Source organism: Pseudomonas sp. NFACC14 (assembly GCF_900106885.1).
Classification (GTDB): domain Bacteria; phylum Pseudomonadota; class Gammaproteobacteria; order Pseudomonadales; family Pseudomonadaceae; genus Aquipseudomonas; species Aquipseudomonas fluorescens_AA.
This window is the reverse complement of record NZ_FNOA01000019.1, coordinates 100,069-116,931: the sequence shown is the minus strand read 5'-3', so window position 1 is coordinate 116,931 and position 16,863 is coordinate 100,069. Positions and strand designations below refer to the sequence as shown.

The following is a 16,863-nucleotide window of genomic DNA, read 5'->3' as shown; positions in this document are numbered from 1 at the left end:
AGGGCCGGGTGGAAGCTCTGGTAGTCGACGGCGACCAGGTGGCGCTGTTCGTAACGCAGGCGCAGGGAACGCCCGGCGCCGTTGTCCAGGCGGCTGATGTCGCCGTGGATGTTGCGCTGGACGGTCAGGCGGTTGTCATAGCGGTCGCTGAGGGCGATCAGGTGGCCGTCGCGAAAGTGCAGGAACGGGGCGTTTTCCCCGGGCTGGGCGATGATCAGTTCGTCCGGCGCGGCCCCCAGGTAGATCGCCGCCCGGGCCAGGCTGTTGTGGATGGCCGGACGCTGGGCGTTGGGCAGTGGAAAGATCGTGCGGCGGTTTTCCTGGTCGACCCAGGTGATCTGCTCGCCCTTGAGCTCCAGGCGATGGGCCAGGCCATGACTCCAGCCGCGCCCGAGGCCGACGTCCAGGGCGACGGCGCTGGTGCGGTACAGCCGGGTGAAGACGAACGGCAAGCGCCCGTCGAGGGTGCCGTCGTCCAGGGTCAGCAGTTCTTCGCCGGTGACCATCGACACCGGACAGCCGCTGGTCTGGGTCTGGGCCGCAGTGTCGGCGCTGTCGCCGTTGGGGTTTTTCGATTGGGCCGGGGCGTCGTCGTGGGGTTCGTGTTTTTTCAGCGTGGTGTTGCGCTGCGCATCCCAGCGCAGTTGCATACGGCCTTTTTTTATTCCCGCCGCGACGCCGCGCGCCGCCACGGTTTTGTAGCGGTCCACGTAGGCCATGAAGCCGTTGACCACCGCGAAGATTGCCTTGACGAAACGATGCATGGCGTTCAGCAGGGTTGCGCCGTGCCTGGCCAACCGCATCGACAGGTAGGCGATCCCGGCCCCCGCCCCGGTAAAGGTCAAGACCACGCCGATCAGCAAGTCGATCACGCACTGCACCACCACGGTCGAGAGTGCTTCGGCCGTTTCGCCGGCGACTTCGCTGGGCGGCAGCATCTCCAGCCAGAGGCTGGCGGTGCGCACCAACAGGCACAGCGCCGCTTCGTCGCTGGCCAGCAGTTGCAGCCTGGCCATCAGTTGCGGCGTTTTTTCAGCCAGGTCCTCCAACTGCCTGGCGCTTTCGCCCAACCGCTCTGCAAACCGACCAGGATCCTTGAGGATGTCCGACAGTAGGCTGATGCTGTCCCACACCCCCTCGATCACCGCCCAACTGCCGGCGAGCAACCCGTTCCCCACCGCAGCCGCCGATGTCGCCAAGGACTGCCGGGCCCATCGCGGCTTGAAGCCTTGCCACTCACCCCGTAGCCAGTCCGTCAGATCCCGAGTCAAGCCATCGTAGGAAGAAAACAGCTTTTCGATCTGTCCGGGAGACACCTCGCCCTGGACATGGACCCGATAGGACTGGCCCGCCTCTCCCTCGAAAGTCCCGAGCCCCTGGGCGTCCAGGGTCACCGGCGTGACCTTGCCGCTGTTCACCTCCACCACATCCACCACGATGTCGCCCAGCGGGATGTCGTACACCGACTCGAACTTGCTCTCGATCGTCATCACCCCACCCAGGGGGCACTGGACGACCGTGGAGAGGAAATCATCGTCACCACTGCTGACGACGGTGGTGCTGTCGCCGAAGCGGATCAGCCGCTCCATGCCCATCAGTGAGGGCAAGTCGGCCGCGTGGCTGGCCCGGTCCGCCGCCCGGCTGTACCAGCCCTCAAGTTGCTCGCGGTAGACCGCCAGGGTGTCCTTGAAACTATCGAGTTCCTGCTCGATACGGTTCACCTGCTCCATCAGGACAGGGCTCGCTCAAGGGCCGGCAGGAAAAAACGGTCGAACATGGGCAGCGTCTCGCAGCACTCGGGGAGCGCGAGACTGTGCCGGGGATGATGGGGGAATTAAGTCAGGGGAACGGGACAAAGGATGTAGGGCGATTCGCTAAATCCGCCCGACTTCGTCACGAATAGCCTGTGGATAACGCTAGCGGTCGCGAGCTTCGAGTGCCTTGAGCTTGACCTCGGCCAACGGATGCCCGGCTTTCGCCGCCAGAGTCCACCAACGTGCCGCTTCGACCGGGTCCGGCGCCTTGCTGGTTGTACCGGCCAGGCTGATCACGCCGACCTGGTAGGCCGCCTTGCCATCACCCGCCAGTGCCGCCAGCCGCAGCAGGCGAACCCCTTCTTCACGGGCACCCAGCCCTTGGCCGCGAAACGTGAGGATATGCCCATAGAAACTTTGCGCACCGACGTCGCCCAGGTTCGCCATGCGCGAGAATTGGCCCTCGAGCCAGGCCCAGCCACGCGCCTGGCGGACGAACCAGGACCAGTGAAACAACCGGCGCGCCAGCCAATAACCGATCCGCGCCTTGAGTCGCCAGAGCACTCAGGCCTCCGCCGACTCGGGGTATTCGTATTCAAACACCCGGACCACTTCCGAAGCGTGCCAGGAGGCGGCGGCCACCCCATCGGAAGGCCCGGAAAAACGGCCCAGGCGCTCAACGCATTCGAAGAACCCCGTGCGCGGCAACCGGCTCGCACCTTGGCTGATCACCAGGGAACTGCGCAGCGGCTGTTCTGCCCGGGCGTCCAGCGCCGCCAGGTGTTCAAGGGCCGCGGTCAAGGTCTGCATGGCCGGACTGGGGAGCTGCAGGCGCTCCAGCAAGGCGCGATAAGTCAATAAATGGCGCTGGCGACGCGCCTGGTCCAATTCACCCAACAACCCATCCCAATGCTGCCGACTGATGCGTACGCTCACGATTCTTCCCTCCAACCCGGCACCGTCAACTCCCAGGCCAGACTGCGCCGAATCGCGGCATCGGGCTGTCGCTCGCCGCTCTCGATCAAGGCCAGATAAGACGGGCTGATACCTACCGTGCGGGCCAGCGCCTCGATGGCGATGCCCTTCCCTTCGCGCAAACTGCGTAACTGATCCAGGCCAGGGAGAACCTGGCCGGGTGCCGCCGCGTGACGGACTGTCGCTTCGCGCGGCGGAGCTTGATCGATGCCTGCTGCCTTCAACAACGCTTGGTACTGATCCCACGGCAAAACCGCGTACTCGGGCTCTCCATCACGTGTGATTATTTGAATATCCATGTTTACCCCGTAGGACAACAACACTTAGCGAGTCAGCCTTTTTCCTTGGAAGTGTAATCCTAAATGCTGGCTAAGGTCGCGGGGTGATGAATTCTCTGGGGATCAGGGCTTTTTCTGCCCTTGGAGCTGGAGTTGTTCCGGGGTATCGGGAAGCCTTTCGACTTGAGCCAGTTTCTCGGGAGACTGCCGATAACGCCAGGCGCGGAATGCCTCGAGTTCGACGTCGAGGGTTTTCATGACCCATGCCAGCACTGCGATATCGTCGAACATGCCAAACATCGGCAAGATATCCGGAATCGCGTCCAGGGGACTGAGGAAATACATGAGCCCCGCCACCACCGACAGCATCGACTTGGCGCTGACCGCACGGTATTCGCCCCGCCAGTAAGCCAGGCACAAGGCCTGCAACAGGCGCAGGTCCTCCTTGAGCTTGCCCAGCCGTCCGCCCTCCCGGGCACCTTTGCTGGCGACGGCAAAGAGCAACGTCGGTAATCGACCGCGGGCCAGCAGGCGGCCTGCCAAGGGCAGAAATCGCGCAAAATTCCACGGGGCCTTCATTTTTTCTCCCACTGAAATGTTATCCACACAAATTGTGGATAACCTTGTGAACAGAGCTGCATTTCACCGCTGAAGCCCCCGTTTCATAAGGCCCCGGCTTAGATCGGGCGTTTTTTACTCACATAAAAAAACCCAATATTTCATTGACTTGACCGGCTGACTGCGTCTAGCACAGCGCCTGTATTGCCTATGACTGTAGCCTGCCCCGTGCGTTCGGTTTTTTTGCCATTCGCCGAAGCCCAGATGCGACAACGCCCCGCATGAGCGAGGCGTTGTCGTTATAGCAGACGCGATTACTTGGCTGCGTCTTCTTTTGCCGGATCCTTGATCGCCAGCAGTTCCAGGTCGAACACCAGGACCGAGTTGGCCGGGATCGCCGGGCTCGGGCTCTGGGCGCCGTAGGCCAGGTCGCTCGGGATGTACAGCTTGTACTTCTCGCCGACGTGCATCAGTTGCAGGCCTTCGACCCAACCCGGGATCACGCCGCTGACCGGCAGGTCAATCGGGCTGCCACGCTCGACGGAGCTGTCGAACACGGTGCCGTTGGTCAGCTTGCCGGTGTAGTGAACGGTCACTACGTCGGTCGGCTTAGGCTGTGGGCCATCGGCTTTCTTGACCACTTCGTACTGCAGGCCGGAAGCGGTGGTGGTAACACCGGCTTTCTTGCCGTTTTCCTCGAGGAATTTCTTGCCAGCGGCTGCCGACTCTTCGCTCATCTTGGCCATGCGCTCTTCGGCACGCTTTTGCAGCGCGGCAAAGGCTTCGACCAGTTCTTCGTCTTTCAGCTTCTGTTCTTTCTTGCCGACGGCATCTTCGATGCCCTGGGCGACCGCTTTGGAGTCCAGGTCATCCATGCCTTCCTGAGCCAGGCTCTTGCCCATGTTCAGGCCAATACCGTAGGAAGCTTTCTGCGCCGGGGTTTTCAGCTCTACGCTGGTCTGCGAGTCGCAACCCGCGAGTACCAGGCCAACCAGGGCCACCGCCGCCGCCAACCGATGCTGTTTCATGCTATTTCCTTGTTCATGCGCCTAAAGGGCAATCGAATAAAGCCGCGAGCTTATCAGGCGGCCACGACCAATGGCTACCGGCATGTGAGCCGCAAAGAGATGATAAGTTCAGGACCGCAAACGCTTTTTAATCTTGGGCAAATGAAGCCTCTGTCATCCGTTACGTACAGGGACACATTGCCGCTCCCCCACAGGCCAAGGGTAATGGCCACTTGCCCGCCGCGCAGCACTGAGGCATAAGGGCTTATCAAAAAAACAAGGACGTTACCGTGCGCCTTCTCTCTCGCGTTTTCTTGCTGCTCCTCGCGCTGCTGATCGTCACCGTTGCCGTGGTGCTTTATTACGTCGCCAATCCTCGCTTGCCGTTCTACACGCCCGTCGAACAGGTGCACTATCTGGATCAATGGAGCGCCGCCGAACGCCAGACGTATTACTTCACACCCCAGGGCACCCAGGTCAAAGGCCTGCGCTACGACTGGTTCACCGCCCTCGAGTTGCCTTTTTCGCAACAACGCTTCGCTTCGCCGGAGTACCTGGCGCGCTTCGGCTTCCTGATCGATCCGGCGCAGAAAGCCTCGCCTGAAAACCCCGGCAACTTGCCAGTAGGGTTCGCCCGACACCAGAACCCGGGCAGCACCGAGCAGTTCCTGGATATCACCTGCGCGGCGTGTCATACCGGCGAATTGCACTTCAAGGGCCAAGCCATACGCATCGACGGCGGCTCGGCCCAGCACGTACTGCCTTCTAGTGTTCCTACGCTACGTGGGGGCAGTTTCGGACAGGCATTGGTCGCCAGTCTGGCGTCTACCTACTACAACCCTTGGAAATTCGAGCGCTTCGCCCGCCAGGTACTGGGCAAGGACTACGACGCCCGCCACGAAGCGCTGCGCAAGGCCTTCAAGACTTCCCTGGACACGTTCCTGCGGGTGGCCTGGAATGATACCCACCGCGGCCTCTACCCCACCGAAGAAGGCCCCGGGCGTACCGACGCCTTCGGTCGCATCGCCAATGCCAGCTTCGGCGACGCCATTTCGGCGGAAAACTACCGGGTCGCCAACGCTCCAGTGGATTACCCGCAGTTGTGGGAAATATGGACCTTCGACTGGGTGCAATGGAACGGATCGGCCCAGCAACCGATGGCCCGCAACGTCGGTGAAGCGCTGGGGGTCGGTGCCACGCTGAACTTCTTCGACGCCCAGGGCAAACCGCTGCTGGGCGATGCGCGATACCCTTCCAGCGTGCGCGTGCGCGACTTGAACAAGATCGAAGAAACCCTGCAACTGCTCAAGCCGCCCGTGTGGCCGGAAGCATTGCTGGGCGCGATCGATAAACCCTTGGCCGCCAAGGGCCGGGCCCTGTTCACCGAAAACTGCGCCGGCTGCCATGTGCCCAAGGTGGTCCAGGGGCCTGACAGGCCGGTGCAGCAATTGCACATGCTGCCTGTGCAGGTGATCGGCACCGACCCGGGCACCGCCAATAACATCGCCGACCACCGCTTCGACCTGACCAGCCTGCAGTGGGACCCGGCCGAACTGGCGAAGTTGGACGTGCAACTGCACCCGACCCCGACGGAGCCGCTGGACCTGAGTCAGCTTTCGGTCGCCAAAGGCCTGGCCTACGTCACCGCCTTCGTCGAAAACCGCGCCTACCGCGACGCCGGTGTCACCCCCGTCGAACGCCCGGCCCTGGACGGTTTCGGCCTGCCCATTGGCGTGCGTGAACTGCGCGCCTACAAGGCCCGGCCACTGGCGGGTGTCTGGGCCACGCCACCGTTCCTGCACAACGGCTCGGTGCCGACGATCTATCAGTTGCTGTCGCCCCAGGACGAGCGGGCGACCACGTTCTATAAGGGCAACTTCGAATACGACCCACGCCACCTGGGCTATCGCACCGAAGCGTTCACCAACGGCTTTATCTTCGACACCCGGATTACCGGCAATCACAACAGCGGCCATGAGTTCCGCGCCGGCGAACGCGGTAACGGCGTCATTGGCCGCTTGCTGCAACCGCAGGAGCGCTGGGCCTTGCTGGAGTATTTGAAAGTACTGGGCGGGCCACTGGAGTCGCAACTGTAATGATGAACCTCACCGGTAAAAGGATGTTGGCATGTTGATCACCCTCTGGCTGCGCCTCGGCGCCTTTTTGGGCAAGACGCTCTTGTGGCTGCTGGGTATCGGGTTGCTCGGCTGGGCCCTGTCCACGGCCTGGTTTGCCTGGCAGCACAAGGGACCGGTCCCGGACAAGGAACAGATCGCACCCGGCGAAGCTGCCATGACCCAGGACATCATCCAGACCGCGATCCGCATCGTCGATCAGCACCGCGAAGGCACGCGTTACCTGCGCGACGCCCATGCCAAGGCCCACGGTTGCGTCATGGCCGAAGTCCAGGTGCCGAGCGACCTGCCGGCGCCGTTGCGCCAAGGCGTGTTTGCCGAACCGGGCAAGACTTGGCAGGCCACGATCCGCCTGTCCAACGGCAACGCTTATCCGCAATTCGACAGCCTGCGCGATGCACGGGGGATGGCGATCAAGCTGCTGAACGTACCGGGCAAACAACTGCTTGCTGATCGGCAATCACAGGGCGAGCAGGATTTCGTGATGTTCAATCATCCGAACTTCTTTGTCAGTGATGTCGCCGAGTACCGTCAGAATGTGGCCGCCCAGGCTGACGGGAAGAAGGTGATGGCGTTCTTTCCGAGCCTGGACCCGCGCACCTGGCAGATCCGTCATCTGTTCATCGCCCTGGCGACCCTCTCGCCGGCTCCGGCCAGTCCGACCCAGACCACTTATTTCTCGGTATCGCCTTACAAATTCGGCGAAGCCAATGCCAAGTTTCGCGTCGCGCCGGACCCGGATAGCTGCCCAAGCTATACCCTGCCCCCTCAGAACCAGGACCTGCCGAACTTTCTGCGTAGCGCGTTGAATCAGCAGTTATCCATAGACCGCGTGCTAGCGTGTTTCGTCCTGCAGATCCAACGGCAGGATCCGAGCAAGTACATGCCGATCGAAGACACCAGTATTGAATGGCAGGAAAGTGATGCACCGTTCGAGACCGTGGCGCACATCAAGGTGCCGGCCCAGGATTTCGACACGCCCAAGCTGAACCTGGCTTGCGACAACCAGTCGTTCAACCCGTGGTTCGGCATCGAGGCACACCGCCCCATCGGCGGCATCAATCGCCTGCGCAAGGCGGTGTATGAGGCGGTCAGCGATTACCGCCACAGCCGCAATGCCGAGCAGTAGCAACGGCCAAATGACAGGCAACAAAAAGCCCGCTCATTGAGCGGGCTTTTTGTGGTGACCTGGCGTTCAGCGGGCCAGGAAACCGAAGATGGCGCAGCGGACGGGACTCGAACCCGCGACCCCCGGCGTGACAGGCCGGTATTCTAACCGACTGAACTACCGCTGCGCGTAACATTGAAAGCTTGGTGGGTGATGACGGGATCGAACCGCCGACATTCTGCTTGTAAGGCAGACGCTCTCCCAGCTGAGCTAATCACCCTTCACTTTCGATGCGGGGCGCATTCTCTCACAGTTTTTAGTAACATGCTGATTTAATTGGAAAATTCAGCAAAAAACATGATCGACACACACCGCGGTAACTGCAAACAGCAAAAAGCCCGCGTTAGCGGGCTTTCCGTGGTGACCTGGCGTTCAGTGTTCCAGGTAACCGAATATGGCGCAGCGGACGGGACTCGAACCCGCGACCCCCGGCGTGACAGGCCGGTATTCTAACCGACTGAACTACCGCTGCGCGTAACACGTTGAACGAATGGTGGGTGATGACGGGATCGAACCGCCGACATTCTGCTTGTAAGGCAGACGCTCTCCCAGCTGAGCTAATCACCCTTCGCTTTCGGTGTGGCGCGCATTCTACGGAGCACTCTTTAAGCTGGCAAGCACTTTTTAAATTAATTTTTTCAGGCCTTCCAAAGGCTTAGCGAAGGGTTGGCCTATGGCGCCGCGAAGAGAATAATGCCCCCCTTTGTATAAAGGAGAGACTCACCCCATGTGGTTCAAAAACCTGCTTATCTATCGCCTGACCCAAGATCTGCCTTTTGATGCCGAGGCGTTGGAAACTGCACTGGCCAGCAAACTGGCGCGTCCATGTGCAAGCCAGGAGTTGACCACTTACGGTTTCGTCGCGCCGTTTGGCAAAGGCGAAGACGCGCCATTGGTGCATGTCAGCCAGGATTTCCTGCTGATCGCCGCGCGCAAGGAAGAACGCATCCTGCCGGGTAGCGTCGTGCGCGATGCCCTGAAGGAAAAGGTCGAAGAGATCGAAGCCGAGCAAATGCGCAAGGTCTATAAAAAGGAACGGGACCAGCTCAAGGATGAAATCATCCAGGCGTTCCTGCCCCGCGCCTTCATCCGTCGCTCGTCCACCTTCGCCGCCATCGCGCCGAAACAGGGCCTGATCCTGGTGAACTCGGCCAGCCCGAAACGCGCCGAAGACCTGCTGTCCACCCTGCGCGAAGTCATCGGCTCACTGCCAGTGCGCCCGCTGACGGTCAAGATGGCCCCGACCGCCACCATGACCGACTGGGTCAAGACCCAGAAAGCCGCGGACGATTTCTTCGTGCTGGATGAATGCGAACTGCGCGACACCCACGAGGACGGCGGCATCGTGCGCTGCAAGCGCCAGGACCTGACCAGCGACGAAATCCAGCTGCACCTGAACACCGGCAAGGTGGTGACGCAACTGTCGCTGGCCTGGCAGGACAAACTGTCCTTCGTGCTCGACGACAAGATGGTGGTCAAGCGCCTGAAGTTCGAAGACCTGCTGCAGGACCAGGCGGAGCAGGACGGTGGCGACGAAGCCCTCGGCCAACTGGACGCCAGCTTCACGCTGATGATGTTGACGTTCGGCGAGTTCCTGCCGGCGCTGGTTGAAGCGTTGGGTGGGGAAGAGATGCCGCAGGGGATCTAAACCCGGCGGATAGCTACCTTGTGGGAGCGAGCTTGCTCGCGATAACGGTATGACAGCCACCGAGATGTTGACTGACACTCCGCCATCGCGAGCAAGCTCGCTCCCACATGAGTATTGGATGTTCTTAATAATAAGGATCAGGTCATGCGCGCACTGGCTGCATTGAGCCGCTTCGTCGGCAATACCTTCGCTTACTGGGTACTGATTTTCGCCGTCGTGGCATTTTGGCAGCCGGCCTGGTTCATCGGCCTGAAAAGCGCCATCGTGCCGCTGCTCGGGCTGGTGATGTTCGGCATGGGCCTGACCCTCAAGCTCGAAGACTTCGCTGAAGTCGCACGCCATCCCTGGCGCGTGGCCCTGGGCGTGGTCGCCCATTTCGTGATCATGCCCGGCGTGGCGTGGTTGCTCTGCCAAGTTTTCCATCTGCCACCGGAAATTGCCGTCGGCGTAATTCTGGTGGGCTGCTGCCCAAGCGGCACCTCATCGAATGTCATGACCTGGCTGGCCCGCGGCGACCTGGCACTGTCGGTGGCCATCGCTGCCGTCACCACCTTGCTCGCGCCGCTGCTGACCCCGGCGCTGATCTGGTTGCTGGCCTCGGCCTGGTTGCCGGTGTCATTCATGGAGCTGTTCTGGTCGATCCTGCAAGTGGTGCTGCTGCCGATCGTGCTGGGCGTGGTGGCGCAGCGGTTGCTGGGGAACAAGGTACGCCATGCCGTGGAGGTGTTGCCGTTGGTGTCGGTGGTGAGCATCGTCATCATCGTCACCGCCGTCGTCGCCGCCAGCCAGGCAAAAATTGCCGAATCGGGCCTGTTGATCATGGCCGTGGTGATGCTGCACAACAGCTTCGGTTTTTTGCTGGGCTACTTCACCGGGCATCTGTTCAAGCTGCCGCTGGCCCAGCGCAAATCCCTGGCACTGGAAGTGGGCATGCAGAACTCCGGCTTGGGCGCGGCCCTGGCCAGCGCGCATTTCTCGCCGCTGGCGGCGGTCCCCAGCGCGCTGTTCAGCGTCTGGCACAACATTTCCGGGGCTTTGCTCTCGACGTACTTCCGGCGCATGAGCGAAAAGCAGGACCGCGAAACTCTGGCCGCCCGGCAAACCGCTGACTAAGGCAAACTTGATCGAGTGGTCAATCATTGGCACTCTATCCATCCAGGCGGGGACGACCCCGCCGCTCGATTGAGTCTTGAATCCGGGGACGACCCCATCCATCGATGAGGTGTCTGATGTCTTGGATCATTCTGTTTTTTGCCGGCCTGTTCGAAGTCGGCTGGGCTGTCGGCCTGAAGTACACCGACGGCTTCAGCCGCCCTCTCCCCACTGCACTGACCATTGCCGCCATGGCGATCAGCCTCGGCCTGCTCGGCCTTGCCATGAAGGAGCTGCCGCTGGGTACCGCCTATGCGATCTGGACCGGGGTCGGTGCCGTGGGCACGGTGATCGCCGGGATCATTTTGTTTGGTGAGTCGATGGCGCTGGTTCGCCTGGCCAGCGTGGCGTTGATCGTTGCGGGGTTGATCGGGCTCAAGGTCAGCGCCTGAATTTTCCTGCAGGAACCAAACCTCTGAGGGCAGCAAGGTCTGTGGGATTAAACCTGTGGGAGCAAAGCTTGCTCGCGATGGCGTCCTTGCGATCGCTATCGCGGGCAAGCCTTGCTCCCACAGTTCTTGCTCCCCACAGGTTTAATCCCCCAAACCTTCTGCCCCACAGTTTTTTGTTTAGCGGACGGTGCCGCGCAGGTCTCCCACCAACGCCTGCAAACTCGAAGGCGTTGCCGCCTCTACCGCGACCGCCGAACCCGCCACCAGCGTCACCCTCGACCAGAACCGGCGAAACAGCCCCTTGGCCGGGTCGCGGCTGAAGAAACTGCCCCACAGCCCCTGCAGCGCCAGGGGAATCACCGGCACCGGGGTTTCCTGGAGGATGCGTGTCAGTCCGCTTTTGAACTCATTGATCTCACCGTCAGCGGTCAATTTTCCTTCAGGGAAAATGCACACCAGCTCGCCGTCCTTCAGGTATTGGGCAATTCGTTTGAAGGCTTTTTCGTAGATCTGAATGTCTTCCTGGCGCCCGGCAATCGGGATGGTCCCAGCGGTGCGGAAGATGAAATTCAGCACTGGCAGGTTGTAGATCTTGTAGTACATCACGAAACGAATCGGCCGACGCACCGCACCACCGATCAGCAAGGCATCGACGAAAGACACGTGGTTGCAGACCAACAGCGCAGCCCCTTCATCCGGTATCGCCTCCAGGTTGCGATGCTCCACGCGGTACATGGAATGGCTCAGCAGCCAGATCATGAAACGCATGCTGAACTCGGGGACGATCTTGAAGATGTAGGCGTTGACGCCGATGTTGAGCAGCGACACCACCAGGAACAAATGCGGGATCGACAGCTTGGCCAGGCTTAACAAGACGATGGAGACAATCGCCGAAACCACCATGAACAACGCGTTGAGAATGTTGTTGGCGGCGATCACCCGTGCCCGTTCGTTCTCCACCGTGCGCGACTGGATCAGCGCGTACAGCGGCACGATATAGAAGCCACCGAACACACCCAGGCCAAGGATGTCGATCAACACCAGCCAGGCGTGACCGAAACCGAGTACTTCAAGCCAACCGTGCCCCTCGACGCTGTCGGGAATTCCACCGGAATGCCACCACAGCAGCAGACCGAACACGGTGAGTCCGAACGAGCCGAACGGCACCAGGCCGATCTCGACTTTGCGCCCGGAGAGCCTTTCGCAGAGCATCGACCCCAGGGCGATGCCCACCGAGAACACCGTCAGAATCAAGGTCACCACGGTTTCGTCACCGTGCATCCACTCCTTGGCGTAGGCCGGGATCTGCGTCAGGTAGATCGCCCCGACGAACCAGAACCAGGAGTTGCCGACAATCGAACGGGACACCGCCGGGGTTTGCCCCAAACCCAGCTTCAGGGTGGCCCAAGATTGGCTGAAGATGTTCCAGTTCAGGCGCATTTGCGGCGAGGCCGCCGCTGCCCGTGGGATGCCACGGCTGGCGAGATAGCCGAGCACCGCGACGCCGACAATCGCGCAAGACACCACCGGTGCGTACTGGGCCGAGGACATCATGATCCCGGCGCCGATGGTGCCGGCGAGAATCGCCAGGAAGGTGCCCATTTCCACCAGGCCGTTGCCACCGACCAACTCTTCCTCATGCAAGGCCTGAGGCAGGATCGAATACTTCACCGGACCGAACAGCGCCGAATGGGTGCCCATGGCGAACAACGCCAGCAGCATCAGCCACAGATGATCGAACATGAAGCCCACCGCGCCGACCGCCATGATGGCGATTTCGCCGAGCTTGATCAGGCGGATCAGCGCATCCTTGGCGAATTTTTCCCCAAACTGCCCCGCCAGAGCCGAGAACAGAAAGAACGGCAGGATAAACAGCAGCGCGCAGAGGTTGACCCAGATCGAGCGGTCCCCCTCGATGGTCAATTTGTAGAGGATGGCGAGAATCAGCGACTGCTTGAAAATGTTGTCGTTGAACGCGCCAAGGGACTGCGTGATGAAGAACGGCAGGAAACGCCGCGTGCGAAGCAAGGTGAACTGCGAAGGGTGACTCATCTTCCATGTTCCTGAGTGGCGTGGACGCTTATTGGAATGAACGTTTTTCGATCCAGGCCACACATTACCTGTCTTTAACGATTATTTCGCCAGCTCCGCAATGCACGGCGACACAAACAACTCACCGTGCCAGGCGCCCAGCAGCGTGCGTCGGGCGACGATCAGCCACAGCACAACCAGCATCGCCACCAGCACGCTGCCGAAGACGCTGAAGAATTCCAGTTTCAGCAGGTCTGCCAGTTTCAATGTGGTCAGCGCAAACACGCCCAAGGGGAAGGTAAAGCCCCACCAGCCAAGGTTGAACGGGATGCCGCCGCGTAGATAGCGGGCGGTGATCAGCAACGCCATCAACATCCACCAGAACCCAAAACCCCATAACGTGATACCGGCCACCAGCCCCAGCCCGGCGGCGATCTCGCCCACGCCAGACAGGCCATTGGCAGCAAAAATCAGGGGGGCATCATTGCCCAGCAACAACATGCCCAGAGCACCGGTGCCGATCGGGCCAAGGGCCAGCCAGCTCGAGGCGGCCATGCTTTCGTGCGGCAGTTTGTGCAGGGCCATGCGCAACAGCAGGATTGTCAGGATGCTGAACGCCACCGGCAGGGAAAAGGCCCAGAGCACGTAGCTGGTAACCAGCATGATCAGTTGCGAGTGAACGTCCGCCAGATGCGGCGCCAACAGCCCACCACTGGCGGCTGCGACTTCCGCGGCCACTACCGGCAACAGCCATACGGCGGTCATCTGGTCGATCCGGTGTTCCTGGCGGGTGAACATCAGAAATGGAATCAACACGCCGCAGGCCAAGGACATCGCTACGTCAATCCACCACAGCACCTCGGCCACCGGCACCACGCCCTCGCCCCAGCGCGGCAGCCCAAACAGTAAAAGGCCGTTGATGAGGGTCGCCAGCCCCATGGGAATGGTGCCGAAAAACATCGAGACCGTTGAATGACCGAAAATCCGTCGTGCTTCGTCGAAGAACAACACCCAGCGGGCTGTGTACATCAAGGCGAACACCACGAACAACAGCGTGTTGAACAACCACAATCCTTCGCCCAAGGCGTGCAGGCCTGGCATCGTCGTCGGCCATTGCGCCAAGGCCAGCGCCAGCACACCGGTGCCCATGACCACGGCAAACCAGTTAGGCGTGAATTGACGAATGGCCTCCAGCGGCCTGGGCAAATGGCTCAAGGGGCGCAAGCGGTTTTTTGCAGCACAGCATGTCATGGCGAACTCCTGTCCTCAGTTGAGGTGGAACCATGCTAGAGCCGAATCGAATATCTATATAACGGGCAATTTCTCTATATGTTATCTACTTTACAGATAACGGTCAGACACTGCCCTCAGTCTCGATCACCAGAATCCTCGCTTCGCCCAAGGGATTGGCCACATGCTCGGTGCCCACAGAGGCGTAGAAAATATCCCCGGCGTCCAGCAAAGCCTCTTTTTCAACACCGTCTTCCCGATAGCACATCTGCACTTGCCCATCGAGCACCACGAAGACTTCCTGGCCGTCGTTGATGTGCCATTTGTAGGGCTGATCGGTCCAGTGCAGGCGCGTGGTGATGCCGTTCATGTTGGCGATATCCAGCGCCGCCCAGGCACGGTCACCGGTGAAGGATTTACTGCGGATGATTTTCAAGAGATCCGTCCGGAATGAAGACTGAGGTGCCAAGACTAACCCACTGCCTGCGGCACCTGCATGCCTGGTTTCAAGGCCGAACGCCATCGCTGAGCGGTTTGATCGACTGCCGCAACCCCCACAGCGCTGCGACGCACAACACGATCAACACGGCGCCATACCCATCGGTCGTCGGGATCAAGCCGAACACCCGCGTCAGGTTCCCCGCCAGCAGCGACGGCAGGCTGAAGGCCAGGTAACTGAGGACATAGAACGCCGACATCAGGCCGGCCCGTTCGTGGGGCAAGGCCAGCGGCATGAGACTGCGCAGCGCCCCCAGGAACCCGGCGCCGAAACCGCCACCAGTGACCAGCGTGCCGACGAAGAACAACGGCAAGCTGGCACCATGCACCGCCACCAGCACCAATGCCAGGCCGATCACCAACAGGCTCGCGGACGGACGCAATATTGTGTCGGCCTCCTGGTTGCGCAACAGGTAGATGGCTGATGCGCCACTGAGGGTCAACACCGCCACCAGCGCGCCACCGATCAGATTGGAGGTCGATCCGGTAGCCGCCCGCACCAGCGACGGTGCCAGTGACAGGTAGAAACCGCCCACGGCCCAGGCCGCCAGATCCAATGGCAGGACCCGCCACAAGGCCCGCCGCGCCTGGAGTGGTACGTGCAAGGTCGGACGCAAGGACTGCCAGGCACCCGCTTGCGGGCTGACGCTTTCTTTCAGGCGCCAGAGGTAAACGGCCTGGGCCAGGAACAACCCCAGCAGCAGCCAGTAGGTCAGTTGCAACGGCAACGGTGCGAACTCGGCCAGCAGGCCACAGCCCAGCGCCCCGCACGCCATGCCCAACAGCGGCGCAACGCTGGTGATCAACGGACCTTGGCGACGGTCGAAGTCCAGCAAGGCAGCACCCAATACACTGGTGGCCATGCCAGTGGCGAACCCCTGGATCAACCGGGCACTGATCAACCAGACGACACTGTCGGCACTGATGAACAGCAGCATCGCCAGTATGTTGAGCAACAGCGCCACGAAAATCACCGGCTTGCGGCCCAGGTAATCCGACAGCGACCCCACGGTCAGCAAGGCCGCCAGCAGGCTGAAGGCGTACACGCCGAAAATCAGCGTCAGAACGGCTGGGGAAAACTGTAATTGTTCCTGATAGAGGTGATACAACGGCGTCGGCGCGCTGGACGCGGCGAGAAAACCGAGCAAGGCAAGCGCCAGGAAAATCAGGCTGGCGCGGGTCGAAGCTGGACGGGACATGAGCACGCTCCACAAGAACATTCGCAAAAGCTAATTTTTTGCTTTTGCGGAGTGTGCTACCGGTGTGCGCTTAAAGCAAATTCTTTGTGTTAAGGTCTGACACATGGCTATTAAAGAAGGTTTACGCCCCGGCGGCCGAAGCGCCCGGGTCCAGGAATCGATTCATTCGGCGGTCCGCGCCCTGCTGCAAGAGCAGGACCGCGCCACACTGACCGTGCCGCAAATCGCTGCGCGCGCCGGGGTCACGCCGTCCACTATCTACCGGCGCTGGGGCGATCTGCCGGCGCTGCTGGCCGACGTCGCCATCGCCCGCATGCGCCCCGACGGCGAACCGGCCGACACCGGCAGCTTGCGCGGCGACCTGCGCGCCTGGGCCGAGCAGTACCTGGACGAAATGAGTTCCGAGCCCGGTCGCAACATGATGCGTGACATCCAGGCCTGCGCCACCCCAGGGTTTTGCGTAGGGATCATCAGCCGTCAGTTGCAGATCATCCTGGACCGCTATCCCGATGAGCCCAACCCAGGCGTCGAGCGGCTGATCAATGTGGTGGTGGCGCCGACGGTTTTTCGCATTCTCTTTGCTACTGCGCCGTTGGAGGCTGGGGAGTTGTATCGGTTGGTGGATATTGCGTTGGGTCAGTAACACCGTCATCGCGAGCAAGCTCGCTCCCACACTGAGTATTAGGCGAACATAAATTTCGTGTTCACAGCAGATCAAATGTGGGAGCGAGCTTGCTCGCGATGAGGCCCGCCCAGACACCTCATTGCCCACCCTGCGACGCCCCACCACGCCTCGACCTTGGTCGACACTGACGAACCCGAGCGGGCATGCGAGACT

General features: G+C 61.1%; 16 protein-coding genes and 4 tRNA genes. 6 read left to right on the top strand and 14 right to left on the bottom strand.

Annotated elements, in window-relative coordinates:
* The 6 genes from BLU85_RS23515 to BLU85_RS23490 all read right to left on the bottom strand — a co-directional run.
* A partial coding sequence (locus tag BLU85_RS23515) for a DUF6531 domain-containing protein (RefSeq protein ID WP_256573226.1) occupies window positions 1-1,730 on the bottom strand: 1,730 nt, incomplete at its 3' end.
* 186 nt (window positions 1,731-1,916) lie between these two features.
* Window positions 1,917-2,318, bottom strand: a complete 402-nt coding sequence (locus BLU85_RS23510; protein ID WP_092205589.1) for an SEL1-like repeat protein — start codon at window positions 2,316-2,318, stop codon at window positions 1,917-1,919.
* On the bottom strand, window positions 2,319-2,690 hold the full coding sequence (locus BLU85_RS23505) for a hypothetical protein (RefSeq protein WP_003179080.1): 372 nt from the start codon (window positions 2,688-2,690) through the stop codon (window positions 2,319-2,321).
* On the bottom strand, window positions 2,687-3,028 hold the full coding sequence (locus tag BLU85_RS23500; protein WP_053124879.1) for a helix-turn-helix domain-containing protein: 342 nt from the start codon (window positions 3,026-3,028) through the stop codon (window positions 2,687-2,689). The genes BLU85_RS23505 and BLU85_RS23500 overlap by 4 nt, the downstream gene beginning before the upstream one ends.
* Before the next feature lie 102 nt (window positions 3,029-3,130).
* The gene (locus BLU85_RS23495) at window positions 3,131-3,586 is read right to left on the bottom strand and encodes a YkvA family protein (protein ID WP_072406553.1); all 456 of its coding nucleotides are present in this window, start codon (window positions 3,584-3,586) and stop codon (window positions 3,131-3,133) included.
* A gap of 293 nt (window positions 3,587-3,879) precedes the next feature.
* A complete protein-coding gene (locus tag BLU85_RS23490) occupies window positions 3,880-4,593 on the bottom strand; it encodes a BamJ family beta-barrel-assembly machinery protein (protein ID WP_003204577.1) in 714 nt (237 codons plus the stop codon).
* A gap of 269 nt (window positions 4,594-4,862) precedes the next feature.
* Here BLU85_RS23490 and BLU85_RS23485 point away from each other — a divergent pair, with 269 nt between their 5' ends.
* Window positions 4,863-6,668, top strand: a complete 1,806-nt coding sequence (locus BLU85_RS23485) for a di-heme-cytochrome C peroxidase (protein WP_092205590.1) — start codon at window positions 4,863-4,865, stop codon at window positions 6,666-6,668.
* A gap of 31 nt (window positions 6,669-6,699) precedes the next feature.
* Window positions 6,700-7,836, top strand: a complete 1,137-nt coding sequence (locus tag BLU85_RS23480) for a catalase family protein (RefSeq protein ID WP_092205591.1) — start codon at window positions 6,700-6,702, stop codon at window positions 7,834-7,836.
* Between the two features lie 89 nt (window positions 7,837-7,925).
* On the opposite strand, the gene BLU85_RS23475 is transcribed toward BLU85_RS23480, so the two are convergent.
* From BLU85_RS23475 to BLU85_RS23460, 4 genes are all read right to left on the bottom strand, one after another.
* A tRNA-Asp gene (locus tag BLU85_RS23475) sits at window positions 7,926-8,002 on the bottom strand.
* A 17-nt stretch (window positions 8,003-8,019) separates the two neighbouring features.
* Window positions 8,020-8,095 (bottom strand) — tRNA-Val (locus BLU85_RS23470).
* Window positions 8,096-8,270: 175 nt separating this feature from the next.
* Window positions 8,271-8,347: transfer RNA gene (locus BLU85_RS23465), tRNA-Asp, on the bottom strand.
* A gap of 19 nt (window positions 8,348-8,366) precedes the next feature.
* Window positions 8,367-8,442: transfer RNA gene (locus BLU85_RS23460), tRNA-Val, on the bottom strand.
* A gap of 160 nt (window positions 8,443-8,602) precedes the next feature.
* On the opposite strand from BLU85_RS23460, the gene rdgC reads away from it, so the two are divergent.
* From rdgC to sugE, 3 genes are all read left to right on the top strand, one after another.
* Window positions 8,603-9,523 (top strand): recombination-associated protein RdgC, encoded by a 921-nt coding sequence (gene rdgC / locus BLU85_RS23455; protein WP_092204091.1) that lies wholly within the window; start codon window positions 8,603-8,605, stop codon window positions 9,521-9,523.
* Between the two features lie 144 nt (window positions 9,524-9,667).
* Complete coding sequence (locus BLU85_RS23450) at window positions 9,668-10,636, top strand: bile acid:sodium symporter family protein (protein ID WP_092204090.1); 969 nt, start codon at window positions 9,668-9,670, stop codon at window positions 10,634-10,636.
* A 116-nt stretch (window positions 10,637-10,752) separates the two neighbouring features.
* Window positions 10,753-11,067, top strand: a complete 315-nt coding sequence (gene sugE, locus BLU85_RS23445) for a quaternary ammonium compound efflux SMR transporter SugE (protein ID WP_003204587.1) — start codon at window positions 10,753-10,755, stop codon at window positions 11,065-11,067.
* 177 nt (window positions 11,068-11,244) lie between these two features.
* On the opposite strand, the gene BLU85_RS23440 is transcribed toward sugE, so the two are convergent.
* From BLU85_RS23440 to BLU85_RS23425, 4 genes are all read right to left on the bottom strand, one after another.
* The gene (locus tag BLU85_RS23440; RefSeq protein ID WP_092204089.1) at window positions 11,245-13,119 is read right to left on the bottom strand and encodes an MFS transporter; all 1,875 of its coding nucleotides are present in this window, start codon (window positions 13,117-13,119) and stop codon (window positions 11,245-11,247) included.
* Window positions 13,120-13,200: 81 nt separating this feature from the next.
* The gene (locus tag BLU85_RS23435) at window positions 13,201-14,349 is read right to left on the bottom strand and encodes a TDT family transporter (RefSeq protein WP_092204088.1); all 1,149 of its coding nucleotides are present in this window, start codon (window positions 14,347-14,349) and stop codon (window positions 13,201-13,203) included.
* A 103-nt stretch (window positions 14,350-14,452) separates the two neighbouring features.
* Window positions 14,453-14,764 carry a cupin domain-containing protein gene (locus BLU85_RS23430; protein WP_092204087.1) on the bottom strand — a complete coding sequence of 104 codons (312 nt, stop codon included), beginning with the start codon at window positions 14,762-14,764 and terminating at the stop codon, window positions 14,453-14,455.
* 70 nt (window positions 14,765-14,834) lie between these two features.
* Entirely contained in the window at window positions 14,835-16,025 is a 1,191-nt protein-coding gene (locus tag BLU85_RS23425; RefSeq protein WP_092204086.1) for an MFS transporter, read from the bottom strand.
* Between the two features lie 103 nt (window positions 16,026-16,128).
* Between BLU85_RS23425 and BLU85_RS23420 the strand changes: the two genes are divergently transcribed.
* The gene (locus BLU85_RS23420) at window positions 16,129-16,668 is read left to right on the top strand and encodes a TetR/AcrR family transcriptional regulator (protein ID WP_092204085.1); all 540 of its coding nucleotides are present in this window, start codon (window positions 16,129-16,131) and stop codon (window positions 16,666-16,668) included.
* The last annotated feature ends 195 nt before the right edge of the window (window positions 16,669-16,863 follow it).